Below are 15,875 nucleotides of genomic sequence, written 5' to 3'. Positions count from 1 at the left end.
GCCGCCTCCCCTGACGGTGCGGCGTGGATCAGGTCACGGTGGAGCGCTTCTGGAAGCGCGGCTCGCGGTGTTCGCCCGTGCTGACGATCTCGTGCAACTGCCGTACGCAGTCGAGGATGTCGGCGTACGACACGTAGAGCGCGTTCACCCCGAACCGCAGCAGGTCCGGTGCCCGCATGTCGCCGATGACGCCGCGCGCCACCAGGGCCGCCACCAGCGGGTACGCCTCCGGGTGCCTGAGCGCGACCTGACTGCCCCGGCGTTCGGGCTCGCGCGGGGTCGCCGCCGTGAAGCCGAAGCCGTCGAGGAGGGTGTCCGCGCACTCCTGGAAGAACCCGGTGAGCGCGAGGCTCTTCTCGCGCACCGCCGCCATGCCCACCCCGTCGTACGCGGTCAGTGCCGCCTCCAGGGCCAGCAGCGACAGCAGCGGCGGCGTGCTGATCCGGGCGCGGGCGATGCCCGGCGCGGGAGTGTACGAGCCGTGCATGCCGAACGGGTCGGCGTGCCCGTGCCAGCCCGTGAGCGGCTGGTCGAAGGAGGACTGGTGGCGGGCGGCCACGTACAGGAAGGCAGGAGCACCCGGCCCTCCCGACAGGTACTTGTAACCGCAGCCGACCGCGAAGTCCGCTTCGATCACGTCCAGTTGGACCGGCAGCGCACCGGCCGCGTGACACAGGTCCCACAGCATCAGCGCACCCGCCTCGTGGGCGGCGGAGGTCAGCGCCGCCATGTCGTACGCCTCGCCCGTCCGGTAGTCGACCGGCGCGTACGCGCACACCGCCACGTCGAAGCCCTCGGCGGCCAGCACCGACCTGGCCTCCCTGGCGGGTACCCTGCGCACCTCGACGCCCAGCAGGCGGGCCACCGAGTCGGCGATGTACTGGTCGGTGGGGAAGTGGTCCGGGTCGGTGAGCAGCAGGCTCCGCCCGGGGCGCAGCCGCACCGCCGCCACCAGCGCGTTGTACAGCTGCACGCTCGTCGAGTCCCCGGCGACGACCTGTCCCGGTGCCGCCCCGATCAGCGCGCCGACCGCGTCACCGACCCGCAGAGGCGCACCCCACCAGTCGTTGTCGTTCCACGACCGGATCAGATCGGTGCCCCACTGCCGGTGCACCGCGTCCGTCAGCGCGTCGGGCACGGCGGTGGGCAGCGCGCCCAGCGAGTTCCCGTCGAGATAGACGACGCCCTCGGGAAGCAGGAACCGCTCCCGTACGTGCGCCAGCGGATCGGCCGCGTCCAGAGCCTCGGCCCGCGTCTCGAAGTCCTTCAACTGCTCTGCCAGACGCATCAGTTGTGCTCCTTGGGGTCGGCCTGTGCTGCCACCAGGTCAAGTGCGATGTCCGTGAGGAGGTCCTCCTGGCCGCCGACCATCCGGCGCGCCCCCGCCTCCACGAGCAGGGACCGGGTGTCGAGCCCGTACCGTGCGGCCGTGGTCTCCGCGTGCCGCAGGAAGCTGGAGTACACCCCGGCGTAGCCGAGCGTCAGCGTCTCCCGGTCGACCCGCACGGGCCGGCCCTGCGTCGGCCGTACGAGCTCCTCCGCCACGTCCATCAGCGGGAACAGGTCGCAGCCGTGCTCCCACCCCATCAGGTCCAGGGCCGCCACGAACGGCTCCAGCGGCGCGTTGCCCGCCCCCGCGCCCTGCCCGGCGAGCGAGGCGTCCACCCGGTACGCGCCCGCCTCGACGGCGACGACGCTGTTGGCGACGCCGAGCGCCAGGTTGTGGTGCGCGTGGATGCCGATCTGCGTCCCGGGCTCCAGCGCGTCGCGATAGGCGCGCACCCGTTCCCGTACGCCGTCCATGGTCAGCCGCCCGCCGGAGTCCGTGACGTACACGCAGTGAGCGCCGTACGACTCCATCAGCTTCGCCTGCCGGGCCAGCTCGTCCGGCTCGGCCATGTGGGACATCATCAGGAAGCCGGAGACATCCATCCCCAACTCACGTGCCAGCGCTATGTGTTGTGCCGCCACATCCGCCTCGGTGCAGTGCGTGGCGATACGGATCGAGGTCACGCCGAGCCCGTGCGCCCGGCGCAGGTCCTCGGCGGTCCCGATGCCCGGCAGCAGCAGCGTCGTCAGCTTCGCCCGGGTGAGGACGGAGGCGGCGGCCTCCAGCCACTCCCAGTCGGTGTGCGCCCCGGGCCCGTACGTCACGGAGGCGCCGGAGAGCCCGTCGCCGTGCGCCACCTCCACCGCGTCGACCCCGGCCGCGTCCAGCGCGGCGGCGATCCGACGCACCTGCCCGACGGTGTACCGGTGCGACACGGCGTGCATGCCGTCCCGCAGGGTGACGTCCTGGACGTACACGCGCGTCATGCCGGGCTCCCCGCTGTGATGGCCAGACGCTCGGCGGTGCGCAGCGCGGCGGACGTCATGATGTCGAGGTTCCCGGCGTACGCGGGCAGGTAGTGGGCGGCGCCCTCCACCTCCAGGAACACGGAGACCAGCACCCCGCCCCCGCTCAGCCCGGCCAGCCCGGCGAGCGGATCGTCCGGCGCGAGCCTCCGGAACTGCGGCTCCTGCTTCAGCCGGTACCCGGGCACGTACGCGGCCACCTCGGCCGCCTTCGCCCGCACCGCGTCCGCCACCGCGTCCGTGTCGCAGTCGCCGGTCACGCAGTGCACGGTGTCGCGCATCAGCAGCGGCGGCTCCGCCGGGTTCAGCACGATGATCGCCTTGCCGCGTGCCGCCCCGCCGACCTGCTCCAGGGCCCGCGCGGTCGTCTCCGTGAACTCGTCGATGTTCGCCCGCGTCCCCGGTCCCGCCGACCGCGAGGCGATCGAGGCGACGATCTCCGCGTACGCGACCGGTGTCACCGCCGAGACGGCCGCGACGACCGGCACGGTGGCCTGCCCGCCGCACGTCACCATGTTCAGGTTCGGCGCGCCGAGATGGACGTCGAGGTTCACCGACGGCACGACGTACGGCCCGATCGCCGCCGGAGTCAGGTCGATCAGCCGCTTCCCGTACGGGGCGAGCGCGGCGGTGTTGCGGTGGTGCGCGGCGGCGGACGTCGCGTCGAAGACGACGTCGATCTCCCCGAAGCCGTCGAGCCCGATGAGGCCGTCGACACCGTCCGCGCTGGTCTCCACGCCCAGCCGGGCGGCGCGCGCGAGCCCGTCCGACGCCGGGTCGATGCCGATCATCGCGGCGGCGGTGACGAGCCCCGAGCCCCGGACCATCTTGATGAGGAGGTCGGTGCCGATGTTGCCTGAGCCGATGACGGCTGCTCGAAGCGGGCTCACCGTACGGCCTCCTGCCGGACTCGATCTTGTACGGACTTCTCGTGTGCGAGGTCGAAGAAGCGCACCGCGTTCCCGCCCAGCACGGCCGCCTTCTCCGCGTCCGTCAGCGTGCTCTCGCGCACCAGACGGCCTATCTCCGCCTCGCCCAGCGGGAACGGGTGGTCGGAGCCGAGCAGCACCTGCTCCGCGCCCATCACCTGCACCAGGTGCTCCAGCGCCCGCTGGTCGAAGACCGCCGAGTCGACACTGAAGCGGTCCGTGTACGCGGACGGCGGGCGGGGACTGTCGGCCCGCACCAGGTCCCTGCGCTGCCAGGCGTTGTCCGCCCGGCCGAGGAGGTAGGGGAAGCTGCCCCCGCCGTGCGCGAACAACAGCCGCAGGGAGGCGGGGAGTTGCTCGAAGGTGCCCGCGAGCATCATCGAGAGGATGGTGAGGTGGGTCTCGGCTGCCATGCCGACCAGCCACTGGAGCATGTACCGCTCGACGCGCGGACCGCCCGGCATGTCCCAGGGGTGCACGAGCACGGCGGCGTTCTCGTGCGCGCAGTGGGTCAGGAACTCCACGACCGCGCCGTCGTCCAGGTCGCGTTCCCCGATGTGGTTGCCGATGTGCACACCGTGGAACCCCTGCCGCATCGCCTCGCTGACGAGCGCGCAGGCCGCCTCGGTGTCCTGGAGCGGTACTTGGCAGAGTGCGGGCAGCCGGTCCGGTGCGTACGAACTGAACTCCAGCAGACGCGAGTTGACCATGCGGCACCAGTCGGCGGCCCGGCCCGCGTCCGCGTCGTACCCGAAGAGCAGCGGCGTGCTGGACAGCACCTGGACGTCGACGCCGAGCCGGTCGAGGTCGGCGACGCGGGTCGCCGGGTCCCACAGGGTGCGCCCGACGGGACGGTACTCCCGCGCGCCGCGCATCATCATGCCCCGGCCCTCGCCGTCCGCGCCGTCGGACCGCAGCCAGGGGCCGTCCGCGTCCTGGAGCAGGCGGGACTCCGCGCGGGACAGCCGGGGGAAGACGTGCGCGTGGACGTCGACGACGGGCCCGCCGTTCGCGGGCGTCATGCGCGCGGTTCCGAACCGGGCAGGGCGTCCGAACCGGGCAGCGCGGTCGAACCGGGCAGCGTGTCCGAACCGGTCAGGGCGGTCGTCGGCCGGAGTGCGTCCGGCCAGTCCTTGCCGGGATGGACGGCGGCGCAGTGCGGGCAGGTGCGGGCCGCGTCGTCGCCGTAGAAGGCGCTGAAGACCGGCGGCAGGTCGTCGACGATCGACTTCAGCTGCACCTCGCTGCGGTGCACGAGCCGGTGGCAGTTCATGCAGTACCACTCGAAGGCGTCCAACGCCCCCTCGGGGCGAGCGAATTCGACGACCAGCCCGATCGACCCCTCCTCGGGCCGCTGCGGGGAGTGCCGCAGGTGCGAGGGTGCCAGGAAGACGTCGCCCTCGCGGATGTGGATGTCGCGCGGCGGCGCACCCTCCTCCTCCATCACACGGAGCACCATGTTGCCCTTGAGCTGGTAGAAGAACTCCTCGATCGGGTCGTCGTGGAAGTCGGTGCGGCGGTTGGGCCCGCCGACGACGGTGACCATCAGGTCGGCGTCCTGCCACACCTGGACGTTGCCGACCGGCGGCTTCAGCAGGTGCTGGTGCTCGTCGATCCACGACCGGAAGTTGAACGGCGCGGGGAAGGACTTCTTGTACGTGTACGGCACGGTGCTCATGCGGGGGCCTCCTCGTGCTGGGACTCGTGCTGGGACTCGTGCAGGGGGGAGAGGGGGAGGTGGGCCACGGCGCTGATCTCGATCAGCAGCTGCGGGTGCGGGAGTTGGTGGACCGCGACGGTGGTGCGGGCCGGTCCCGACGCGTCGAAGTACTCGGCGTAGACGTCGTTGTAGCCGCCGAAGTCGTTCATGTTCACGAGGTACGTGGTGACGGAGACGAGGTCGCCCAGCGTCCCGCCGACGGCGGCGAGCAACCGCCCGATGTTGTCCAGCACGGCACGCGTCTGCTCGCGGACGTCGAGGTCCGTGACGCCCATCGGGTCGACCCGGGCCCCGGCGAAGGTGCCGTCGGGCCGACGGGAACTCGTACCCGACACGAAGACCAGGTCACCGGCGCGGCGCAGGTGCGGGAAGCGGCCACGCGGGACGGGAGCGCCGTCGACGATCACAGTGCCTCCCGCCGTGTCCGTACGGTGCTGAAGCCGACCGTGCCGAGACCCGAGACCGTCGCGCGGACGTGCACGCCGGACGCGAGCGGCACGGCAGCGGTCGCGGCTCCCGCGAGGATCACCGTCCCCGCCGCCAGGAACCCACGGGGTGCGAGGCGGGCGGCGGCGGCCAGGGCGCGCAGCGGATGGCCCAGGATCGCCGCCGTCGAACCGGCCTCGACGAGCCGCCCTTCGATCTCCAACAGGACACCACGGTCGGCGAGTTCGACCGGTGCGCGCCACGGTCCGATGACGTACCCGGCGGCGGAGGTGTTGTCCGCGATCACCTCGGGCAGCGAGAACGTGAACCCGTCGTACCGCGAGTCGATGACCTCCAGCGCCGGGGCGACGGCCGCGACCGCGTCCAGCGGGTCGACGGTGTCGGGCCCCAGCGGCCCGCCCAGCAGGAACGCCACCTCGGGCTCGACGCGGGGGTGGATCAGCGTCCCCGCGTCGAAGGTCCCGCCGTCGGCGATCCGCATCCCGTCGGTGATGCGGCCGTGAATGAGGTCGTGCACGCCCATCTGCCGCATCTTCGCGACACTGGTGAAGCCGAGCTTGAACCCGGTGAACCGCTCGCCGCGCTCCAACCGCCGTGCGACCAGTGCCTTTTGGACGGCGTACGCCTCGCCGACGTCGCTCACCCCGCTGCTGCCGCTGGCGAGCGTGCTGCGGGTGAGCGCCGCCTCGTCCAGTGCCGCCGCGATCTCCTTCCGCCGGGTCTCGTTCATGCCCGCTCCCCTTCCTGCCGCGCCGCGAACGCGGCCCGTACCGAACCGAGCCCCTCGACCCGCGCCTCGACCACATCGCCCGGCTCCACGTCGACCACAGGACCGAGCGCCCCGGTCAGCACCGTGTCCCCGGCCCGCAGTGGACGCCCCAGACCGGCCAGGGTGTCGGCCAGCCAGAGCGCGGCGTTCAGCGGACCGCCCATGCACGCGGCCCCCGCCCCGACCGACACGGGCTCGCCCCGCCGCTCCAGGACCGCCCCTGCGGTCCGCAGGTCCAGCGCGTCGAGCCCGACGGGCCGGGTGCCCAGCACGTACATCCCACTGGACGCGTTGTCCGCGACGGTGTCGACGAGACGGATGTCCCAGTCGCGGATGCGGCTGCCGACGACCTCGATGGCGGGCAGCGCGAACGCGGTCGCCCGCAGGAGGTCCGCGACGGTGTTCCGCTCGTGCGGAAGGTCCGCGCCCAGGACGAGCGCGACCTCCACCTCGGCGCGCGGCTGGAGCACGGCGCCGACGGGGATCTCCGCGCCGTCGGGCAGCGCGGTGTCGTCGAAGAGAGCCCCGAAGTCCGGTGACCCGACACCCAGTTGACGCTGCACGGCGGCGGACGTCAGCCCGATCTTCCACCCGGTGATCCGACGCCCGGCGGCGATGCGCCGCTCGGTCGTGAGGTTCTGCACGGCGTACGCGGCCGCGACGTCGCCGTCCGGCAGGAGGTCGCGTACGGGGGCGACGGGCACCCCCGTACGGCGGGCCTCGTCGATCCGGTCGGCGGCGGCCGTCACGGCCTTGCCGAGGCCGACGGCGCTCAGGTCCCCGGCGCGCAGGTCCTCACTCATATCTTCACGCACACATTCATCGGCTCGGAGAAGAAGTCGAGGGAGTGGTGGCCGCCCTCGCGGCCGATCCCGGAGGCTTTCACCCCGCCGAAGGGGGTGCGCAGGTCCCGCAGGTTCCAGGTGTTGACCCAGGCGATCCCGACGTCCAGGCGCGGGGCGACCCGGTGGGCGCGGCTCAGGTCGCCGGTCCACACGGTGGCGGCGAGCCCGTAGGGTCCGGCGTTCGCCAGGGCGACGGCCTCCTCCTCGGTGTCGAAGGGGGCGACGTGCACGACGGGGCCGAAGATCTCCTCCCGTACCGCCGGGTGGTCCTCCGGCAGCCCGGTGAGCACGGTCGGCCGCACCCAGAACCCGCCGTCCCTGGCGTCCCCGAAGACGGGGGAGTCGCCACCGGCCCGGACGGTCCCGTCGGCGGCGGCCTTCGCGAGGTACCCCGCCACCTTGTCGCGGTGCTCGGCCGACGCCAGGGGCCCGTACGGGACGGACTCGGCGCCCTTCGCGAGAGCAGCGGTGAACTCCTCGAAGACGGGCCGCTCGACGTACACCCGCTCCGTGCAGAGACACACCTGCCCGCTGTTGGTGAAGGAGGACCGCAGCGTCCCCGCCACGGCCTTCTCCAGGTCGGCGTCGGCGAAGACGATTCCGGCGTTCTTGCCTCCCAACTCGAAGGAGACCGGGGTGAGTTGATCGGCGGCGGCGTGCATGATCGCACGTCCCGTCCGGGACTCGCCCGTGAACGCGATGGCGTCGACACCGGGGTGGCCGGTCAGCCGCGCCCCGGCGGCGTCGGCCCCGTGCCCGTGCACCAGGTTGAACACCCCGGCGGGCAGCCCGACCTCGTCCATCACCTCGGCGAGCAACTCGGCGGTGGACGGGGTGAGTTCGGAAGGTTTGGCGACGACGGTGTTCCCCATCGCCAGCGCCGGGGCGACCTTCCAGGTCAGCAGCAGGAGCGGCAGGTTCCACGGAGCGACGACCGCCACCACGCCGAGCGGCTTGTGCACGGTGTAGTTGAGCGCGCCGCGCCCGTCGGGGGTCTCGGTGTGCCAGGACTGCTCGCTGCGGGAGGCCGAAAGGTCTGCGTACGCACGGAAGTTGGCGATGCCGCGCGGAATGTCGACGGAGGCCGCCAGCTCGCGCGGCTTGCCGGTGTCGGAACACTCCGCCGCGACGAACTCCTCGAAGCGGGCCTCGATGCCGTCCGCGACGCGGTGCAGGACGCGGGAGCGGTCGGCGGGGCCGTACGACGCCCACGGCCCGGAGAGGGCCTCGCGGGCGGCCCGTACGGCGGCGTCCACGGTCGCGGCACCGGCCTCCGGGACCTGTCCGACCGTGCGGCCGTCGACGGGGTCGACGAGTGGGAACGGCTCGCCGTCGGTGTGGAACCGTCCGGCGGTGTAGTGCCTGATCCGTACCGCCTTCCGTGCCCCGCGCGCCTCCGGCAACTGCCCTGCGGGCGAACTCACCTTCGTGACCTCCCTGTTCAGTGCATTCCTGCCACTGGTGTCCGGTTCCTTGCGTGTGCATCATGAGCCAGGTCACATATGTCGAGCCAATGCCGGAACGGGCAACTGCCATACCCGATCGGGTATGACGGCTGGTGGACCGGTGAAGGGGACCCACGGATGGATCTGCTCGACGGACGGCTGAAGTTCCGCCACCTGACCCTGCTGGCCGCCATCGCGGAACACGGGACGGTCGTACGGGCCGCCGCATCCCTGCACCTCACCCAGCCCGCCGCCACCCGCACCCTGCGCGAGCTGGAGAAACTCGCCGACGTCGAGCTCTTCCACCGCGAGCCGCGCGGAATGCGGCCGACGGTGTACGGCGAGGCGCTGGTGGGCCACGCCCGCGCGGTCATCGCGGAGGTGCGGCGGGCGGGCGACCACCTGGCGGACCTGCGCGAGGGGCAGGCGGGCACGGTGACCGTCGGCACGCTGCTCGCGGGCGCGAACCTGCTGCTGCCGCGCGCGGTCGCGCGGCTGAAGGCGGAGCGCCCGCACCTGACGGTGGTCGTACGCGAAGGAACCTTCGACGTGCTGCATCCGGCGCTGCTGACGGGGGACCTGGACGTGATCGTGGGCCGGGTCGGCCCGGCTCCCGAGCCGGGCCGCCTGCGCCAACGGGCCCTCTACCGTGAGCCGATCCGGCTGGCGGTGCGGGTCGGCCATCCGCTGCTGCGCGGCCCGGCGAGTGCCTTGGCCGACACGGTCGGGCACCCGTGGATCCTGCCGCTGGAGCAGACCGCTCTCCGGCAGGAGCTGGCGGCGGTCTTCGAGACGCAGGGCCTTGAGCTGCCGCCCAACCGGGTCGAATGCACGTCGATCCTGACGATGCGGACGCTGCTGGTGTCGACGGACATGGTGGCGGCGCTGCCGGAGCTGGTGCTGCGGGAGGACGACCGGCTCGTCGCCCTGCCGGTCGAGCTGCCCTCGGTGGGGCGGACGGTGGGGACGACGGAGGCGTCGGCCCGGATCCGCACACCCGGGTTGGTGGCGTTGCTCCAGGCACTGGACCTGGAGGCGGGCGTCCTGCGGACGGCCCTCGCGGGCCGGTAAGGGGCTCCCCTGCGGGTGGCGTGGTGGCTGGTTTTCCTGCCGCTGCGCGGGGCGATTTCTCCCCTCCCAGCCCCTTCCCACGAGCGCTGGCCGCGCGGCTGTCCCGGTGACGTGCGGCTCTCGTCGTGGCTGGTCGCGCAGTTCCCCGCGCCCCTCAATGCCCCTCCGGGGCATTGCCCTCCGGGGACAAAATCAGCCCGAGCGGGGAAAATCAGCCCGTCCGGCGATTGAGGACGCGCGGCGGAGCCGTGCAGAGGGCGAGGGGCGCAGCCCCATCAGTACGGGCCCGCCCCAGGGCAAGCCCTCACCTCTCCACCCATCCCCTCTCATACGCATGCCACCCCAACTGCAACCTCGTCGTCACCCCCGCCGCCTCCATCAGCCCCTTCACCCTCCGCTGCACCGTCCGCAGCCCCAACTCCAGCTGCTTCGCCACACTCGCATCCGTCATTCCCGCCAGCAGCAACGACAGAATCTGCAAGTCCGTTCCGTCAGGCCCGGCGGCCGACACCTCGATTCCCGACGCGCCCCCCAACCGCACCGGCCGTGCCTCCCGCCACACCGCCTCGAACAGACCCATCAGCGACTCCAGCAGCCCACTCGCATGCACCACCAGCGCCGCAGGCTCCGCGTCCCGGCCCGTCAGGGGCACCATCGCCAGCGACCGGTCCGCGACGACCAGCTTCGTCGGGACCCGGTCCACCACCCGCACCTGTTCGTCCCGCGCCAGTGCCGCCGTCAGTTCCACGACGCCCCGGGGCAGCGTCAGCACCTCCCGCTCGATGACCACCCGGTACGTCACCCCGCGCGCCGTGGCCCGTTCCTCCGCCGCGTTCTCGTGCCCGGTCACCGCCACCGGCCGCCCCGTGACCAGCGCGCACACCTCCTCCACCGCCCCCAGCTGCAACTGCGCGAACCGGTGTGTCACCGCGCTCGCCCCCGTCACGACCTCCACCAGGTCGTGCACCGCGGGCTCGGCCGCCTCCGCCCGGTACTCCTCCGCGAGGAGCACCGCCGCCAGCTCCGCCTGCTCCAAATCGTGCCGCTGCTGAGTGAGCAGAGCCCCCAGCGCCACCCCCGGCGGAGCCGCCACCCACCGCCGCGCACCCAACCCGGACGACGAAGACGACTGCGCCGCCAGCCCCTGCCGCTCCAGATGCCGCAGGCTCCGCTCCGTCGCCTCCTCACCGACCCCCAGCCGGTGCGCCAGGTCCCCGACCTCCGCCGCACCCACCGCGACCAGCGTCCGGTACGCCGCCTCCTGGGCCTCGTCCAGCCCTATCGCACCCAACACCTCAGCAGTCCCCCCTCACACATCCGGCACTCCCATGGCGGGAAAGAGCCACGGCACAAACCCGCCTCACTACATCATCCCTGCACCACCTGCCCCTCTGCCAACCTGTCGCCACCGGCCATCACCCCCCGTGGGCCGGACCGACTTGGGGAGCACAATGCGTCCGATATCGCGTACGGCGCTGGGCGTGGCAACCGCCGCCGTCCTCGCCGTCACCGCGGTCGCCCCGTCCGTGGCCGCCCCCGCGCCCACGGACCCGGCGTCCGGCAAGAGACCGATCACCGGCAGTGCGAAGGCGGGCGACGGCCGGGCCGACGGGCAGGGCAGGTCCGTCGTCGTCACCCTCGTCACCGGCGACAAGATCCAGGTGTGGCAGGGTAGTTCGGGCCCGGACGCGGCGACCGCGCTGCCCCGCGCCGACGGCACGATCCCCCTCGTCCAGACCCGTACGACAGGCAGCTCCAAGGACCTGTACGTGTTCCCCGAGTCCGCCTCCGACGCCCTCGCCTCCGGCCGCGTCGACCGGGAACTCTTCAACGTCTCCGGCCTGATCCGCCAGGGCTACGACGACGCGCACACCACGGCCCTCCCCCTGATCGCCGTCTACGACGATTCCGTGAACGTCGCCCGCACCCTCCCCGCCGCCCCCCGCGCCGCCACCCGTGGCCCCGTCCTGAAGGCCGTCGGCGGTGTCGCCCTGAAGGCCGACAAGGCGAAGGCCGCCGACTTCTGGGCGGACGTCACCGACACCCGCTCCCGCGCCGCTTCCGACCTCGCCAAGCTCTGGCTCGACCGCAAGGTCAAGGCGAACCTGGACAGGTCGACCCAGCAGGTCAACGCGCCCGCCGCCTGGGCCGCCGGGTTCGACGGCAAGGGCACCAAGGTCGCCGTCCTCGACACCGGGGCCGACGCCGAACACCCCGACCTCAAGGGCCGCATCGCCGCCGCCCAGAACTTCACCGACTCCGCCGGCACCGGCGACGTCCAGGGCCACGGCACCCACACCGGCTCCACCGTCGGCGGCTCCGGCGCGGCCAGCGGCGGCACCAAGAAGGGCGTCGCCCCCGGCACCCAGCTCCTCAACGGCAAGGTCCTCAACGACGGCGGCTCCGGAGCCGAGTCGTGGATCATCGCGGGCATGCAGTGGGCCGTCGACCAGAAGGCCGACGTCGTCTCCATGAGCCTCGGCAGCCCGGTGCCCACCGACTGCACCGACCCGCTCAGCACCGCCGCCGAAGAACTCGCGAAGAGCAAGCACACCCTCTTCGTGGTTGCCGCGGGCAACCTCGGCCCCCGCCTCAACTCCGTCTCGTCCCCCGGCTGCGCCCCCGGCGTCCTCACCGTCGGCGCCGTCGACCGCGACGACTCCACCGCCCCGTTCTCCAGCCGAGGCCCCTCCACCGTCGGCCACACCCTGAAGCCGGAGATCGCCGCCCCCGGCGTCGCCATCTCCGCCGCCGCGGCGGGCGGCCGGGGCGTGTACGCGTACCAGTCCATGTCCGGTACGTCGATGGCCGCGCCGCACGTCGCGGGCGCGGCGGCCCTCCTCCGCCAGGCCCACCCCGACTGGAGTGCCCAGCAGCTCAAGGCGGCCCTCGTCTCCTCCGCGAAGGTCGTCCCCGGCGACGTGCGCGAGACCGGCGGCGGCCGCCTCGACATCAAGGCCGCACTCGACCCGGGCGTTACCGGAACGCCCGCCCTCCAGGGCGGCACCTTCGACTGGCCGCAGCACAGCAGCGACCGCACCACCGTCGACGTGCCGTACACCAACGTCACCGACAAGCCGGTCACCCTGGACCTCACCGTCCAGCAGCCCACCGGCAACGACGGCTCGAAGATCCGCTCCCGCATCGCCCGCCTCGGGAAGGACCGGATCACCGTCCCCGCCGGAGCCAGCGTCACGGTGCCGCTGACCCTCGACCCGGCAGCCCGCCTGGACCGCGCCCAGTACGGCGACGTGACCGGCCGCATCCTGGCCACCGCACGCGGCGGCGTCCGCGTCTCCACCCCCTTCTCCCTGTACGTGCAGCCGGAGACGGTCACCCTGCGCGTCAAGGTCGTCGACCGCAGCGGCAAGCCCGCCGACGGGCCCAGCACCCTCGACGTCGTCGGCACCGACGACGAGAAGGGCGAGTCCCGCTACAACGACGGTGCGGCGGAGCAGCGGTACGAGGTCCGCCCCGGCGCCTACTTCCTCTCCTCCTACGTCACCACCCCCGACGTGTCCGACGCCACGGGCCGGGGCATCGGCTCGCTGAGCTACCTCGCCCACCCGCAGCTGGAGATCAAGAAGGACACCACCGTCGTCCTCGACGCCCGCACGGCGCACCGTCTGGACGTCAGGACGGACCGCCCCGGCGAGCGCCGCAGCACCACCCTGTCCTTCGACCGCTCCTGGAAGAACACCTGGCGGCACGCGGGCACCCTCAGCGCGGGCCGCAACGTTCCCGCCTTCTACGCCGACATCAAGGGCCGCGCCACCCAGGGCGACTTCGAGTTCGGCAGCTACTGGCGCCTGTACGCCCCCCTGCTGAGCAGCCTCAAGGTCAAGGGCGGCCCCGCCCTGCACGCCGTCACCGGCGGCGTCGGCTCCGTCAACCTCGACGGCAGGGGCAGTGCCGGACTCGCCGACGCGGGCAAGGGCACTCCCGAAGAGCTGAAGGCGGCCGACGTCAAGGGCCGCATCGCCCTCGTCGAGGTCGCCGACGACGAAGCCAACCTGAGCGGCATCGCATCGAACGCCCGGGCCGAGGGAGCGGTCGCCGTCCTCGCGCACCGGCCCTCCGCGGGCACCTGGTACCCGGGCGTCAACCTCGGCGGCGGCTCGGCCGTCCCCGTCCTCGCGGTTCCCGCCGCCGAGGGCAAAGACCTCAAGGCCCGGCTCGGCGCGGGCGCGGTCGCCCTCGACTGGCAGGGCACCGCCCGCAGCCCGTACGTCTACAACCTCGCCCACCACGAGCAGGGCCCGCTCAACGCGGCGCGCACCTACCGCAGTTCGGACCGCAGGCTCGCCTCGGTGCGGACCACGCACGGCGCCATGGGCGTCGCGGGCGACTACATCGACTCCGTCGACGCGGTCCGCCCCAACGGCACCCGCGTCTTCACCTCCTCGCTCGCCGATCCGGTGCCCGCCCCCGGCACCCGCACCGACTTCTACAGCGCCGACGGCTCCGGCTGGGGGCGCACGGTCAGCAGCAGCTTCCCGTTCGGCGAACTGATGGTCTCCCCGCACCGGGTGCCGCGCTCCGGCCAGCAGCGCACCGAGTCCTGGTACGGCTCCGTCGTCGCCCCGACCGCTCCGCGCGACGACCAGGACAAGCCGGTGCTGGTCGCCGAACGGCAGGGCAACCTCATCGGCTTCGCCGACGCGATGTGGGGCGACCGCGAACACTGGGCGATCCAGGGCGGGTTCGGCGACATCGGCAACCTCCGGCTCAAGCGCGACGGCAAGGTCGTCGGCGAAACCGGCTGGCCGAGCGGCGTCTTCGACGTCCCGGCGGACAAGGGCACGTACGAACTCACCCAGCAGGGAATGAAGTTCGGCTCGCCCGCCGAGCTGTGGAAGCGGTCGACCTCGATCGAGACCACCTGGAAGTTCACCTCCCAGCTCGACGAGAGCGCGTACTCCACCCCGCTCCCGATCATCTTCCCCGGATACGAGATCCCCGAGGACGGCCTGAAGACGCTCCCCGCCGCGAACGGCCAGAAGATCACGCTGACCGCCTCCGGCCACGCGGGCTACACCCCCGGCTCCCTCACCGCCGCCGCACTCTCCTACTCGTACGACGAGGGCAAGACCTGGAACCGGGCCAAGACGACCCGCTCCGGCGGGAGTTGGACGGCCCTGGTCGACCACGCCGGAGCCACCGGCAAGCAGGTCACCCTCAAGACCGAACTGACGGACGCACGCGGCAACTCCGTCACCCAGCTCGTGACCCGCGCCTACGACGTCCGCTAGACGTACGTCCCGGAGGTGCGGCCGAGCAGGACGTCTCGGCCGTACCTCCGGGCGCAGGCACCGCACGTCCGGGCCACGCATGGCCCGCCGGGCGACCTTCCCGTGGGGGGTGGGGCGCCCGGCGGGCCCTTTTTTCGTCCTGCCCCGTTTCCGAATCGCCTCAGCGGTGGACAATAGGGGCATGAGTCAGCAGGGGGACCGGCGCACGAACGCCGAGGACGACTGGTGGGACCGGCTGTACGACGAGGCAGCTCCGGACGCGGGCCCGGCACACACGGGCCACACCGTGGACGACCACTTCGACTCGACGCCGGGGGCCCCGACGCCTCGGCCCGCCGGGGAGGGCCTGGCGTCGGCCCCGGAACCCGATCCGCCGCCGAACCCGCCCAAGGAGCCACGCGCCAGGGCCCCTTGGGAACCCCCGGAGCCCCCGGAGTCCGCGCCGAAACGGGGCTGGGACGCCTGGCTGCCAACTCCGCGCAGGGGCAGGCGTGGTGAGGGAGAGGCCGAAGCGGACACAGACCGGGAACCCGGCGTCCGCTCCCCGGAGACGGGCCGGGAGTCCGGCGTCCGCTCCCCGGACACGGGTCGGGAGTCCGGAGGCCGCTCCCCGGACGCGGAGCGCGAGGCCCGCCCCGGCGCCCCGGCGTCCGGCTCGTGGGCCGACGGGCTGAAACCCGGCGCACGCCGCTCGGGCGGCCCGGTCCCCGGTTCGTCCCGGGAGCCCACCGACGCACCACCCGCGCACTCGGCCGATCCGCCGTCCGCCGGGGCCCCCGCCGACCGGAGCCCCGCGCCGGACACCACCCACGAACCGCCCGCCGGGACTTCGGCTCACGACGCCCCCTCGGACGACGCCGGGGGCCCGTCCGCCCGGCGCGGCGCCGGCCAGTACCGGCACCCGTTCCAGCCGCGCCGCACCCCCCAACCACCGGCGCCCTTCCCCGAGTCCGGCACCGAGACGTCCACCTGGGGCCCGCCGCCCCCGCTGCCGGGACCGCCCGGAGCCCCCGGCCCCCGGCACGACCTCCGCAGGACCCGC

The 15,875-nt window shown here is 73.1% G+C and carries 12 protein-coding genes; 2 read left to right on the top strand and 10 right to left on the bottom strand.

What is annotated here, in order from left to right:
* Nucleotides 1-28: 28 nt before the first annotated feature.
* Genes kynU through OG897_RS18250 form a run of 9 tightly spaced genes read right to left on the bottom strand, consistent with a single transcriptional unit; the run spans nt 29 to nt 8,489 of the window.
* On the bottom strand, nt 29-1,288 hold the full coding sequence (kynU, locus tag OG897_RS18290; RefSeq protein WP_266658128.1) for a kynureninase: 1,260 nt from the start codon (nt 1,286-1,288) through the stop codon (nt 29-31).
* On the bottom strand, nt 1,288-2,316 hold the full coding sequence (gene dmpG, locus OG897_RS18285; RefSeq protein ID WP_266658126.1) for a 4-hydroxy-2-oxovalerate aldolase: 1,029 nt from the start codon (nt 2,314-2,316) through the stop codon (nt 1,288-1,290). Before dmpG ends, kynU begins: the two co-directional genes overlap by 1 nt.
* The gene (locus tag OG897_RS18280; RefSeq protein ID WP_266658124.1) at nt 2,313-3,245 is read right to left on the bottom strand and encodes an acetaldehyde dehydrogenase (acetylating); all 933 of its coding nucleotides are present in this window, start codon (nt 3,243-3,245) and stop codon (nt 2,313-2,315) included. The genes dmpG and OG897_RS18280 overlap by 4 nt, the downstream gene beginning before the upstream one ends.
* The gene (locus OG897_RS18275) at nt 3,242-4,306 is read right to left on the bottom strand and encodes an amidohydrolase family protein (RefSeq protein ID WP_266658123.1); all 1,065 of its coding nucleotides are present in this window, start codon (nt 4,304-4,306) and stop codon (nt 3,242-3,244) included. The genes OG897_RS18280 and OG897_RS18275 overlap by 4 nt, the downstream gene beginning before the upstream one ends.
* The gene (locus tag OG897_RS18270) at nt 4,303-4,962 is read right to left on the bottom strand and encodes a 3-hydroxyanthranilate 3,4-dioxygenase (RefSeq protein ID WP_266658121.1); all 660 of its coding nucleotides are present in this window, start codon (nt 4,960-4,962) and stop codon (nt 4,303-4,305) included. The genes OG897_RS18275 and OG897_RS18270 overlap by 4 nt, the downstream gene beginning before the upstream one ends.
* Nucleotides 4,959-5,411 (bottom strand): RidA family protein, encoded by a 453-nt coding sequence (locus OG897_RS18265; protein ID WP_266658119.1) that lies wholly within the window; start codon nt 5,409-5,411, stop codon nt 4,959-4,961. The genes OG897_RS18270 and OG897_RS18265 overlap by 4 nt, the downstream gene beginning before the upstream one ends.
* Nucleotides 5,408-6,181, bottom strand: coding sequence for a 2-keto-4-pentenoate hydratase (locus OG897_RS18260; protein ID WP_266658117.1), 774 nt, complete (start codon nt 6,179-6,181; stop codon nt 5,408-5,410). Before OG897_RS18260 ends, OG897_RS18265 begins: the two co-directional genes overlap by 4 nt.
* Nucleotides 6,178-7,023 (bottom strand): 2-keto-4-pentenoate hydratase, encoded by an 846-nt coding sequence (locus OG897_RS18255; RefSeq protein ID WP_266658115.1) that lies wholly within the window; start codon nt 7,021-7,023, stop codon nt 6,178-6,180. Before OG897_RS18255 ends, OG897_RS18260 begins: the two co-directional genes overlap by 4 nt.
* Nucleotides 7,020-8,489: a 2-hydroxymuconic semialdehyde dehydrogenase gene (locus tag OG897_RS18250; protein ID WP_266658113.1), complete on the bottom strand. Its 1,470-nt coding sequence runs from the start codon at nt 8,487-8,489 to the stop codon at nt 7,020-7,022. The genes OG897_RS18255 and OG897_RS18250 overlap by 4 nt, the downstream gene beginning before the upstream one ends.
* Before the next feature lie 159 nt (nt 8,490-8,648).
* Here OG897_RS18250 and OG897_RS18245 point away from each other — a divergent pair, with 159 nt between their 5' ends.
* Complete coding sequence (locus tag OG897_RS18245; protein WP_266658111.1) at nt 8,649-9,581, top strand: LysR substrate-binding domain-containing protein; 933 nt, start codon at nt 8,649-8,651, stop codon at nt 9,579-9,581.
* A 304-nt stretch (nt 9,582-9,885) separates the two neighbouring features.
* Here OG897_RS18245 and OG897_RS18240 read toward each other — a convergent pair whose 3' ends face one another.
* The gene (locus OG897_RS18240; RefSeq protein WP_266658109.1) at nt 9,886-10,875 is read right to left on the bottom strand and encodes a helix-turn-helix domain-containing protein; all 990 of its coding nucleotides are present in this window, start codon (nt 10,873-10,875) and stop codon (nt 9,886-9,888) included.
* Between the two features lie 157 nt (nt 10,876-11,032).
* Here OG897_RS18240 and OG897_RS18235 point away from each other — a divergent pair, with 157 nt between their 5' ends.
* The gene (locus tag OG897_RS18235) at nt 11,033-14,833 is read left to right on the top strand and encodes a S8 family serine peptidase (RefSeq protein ID WP_266658107.1); all 3,801 of its coding nucleotides are present in this window, start codon (nt 11,033-11,035) and stop codon (nt 14,831-14,833) included.
* The last annotated feature ends 1,042 nt before the right edge of the window (nt 14,834-15,875 follow it).

This window comes from Streptomyces sp. NBC_00237, assembly GCF_026342435.1.
Taxonomy (GTDB): Bacteria; Actinomycetota; Actinomycetes; order Streptomycetales; family Streptomycetaceae; genus Streptomyces.
This window is presented reverse-complemented; position numbering and strand designations above follow the sequence as displayed.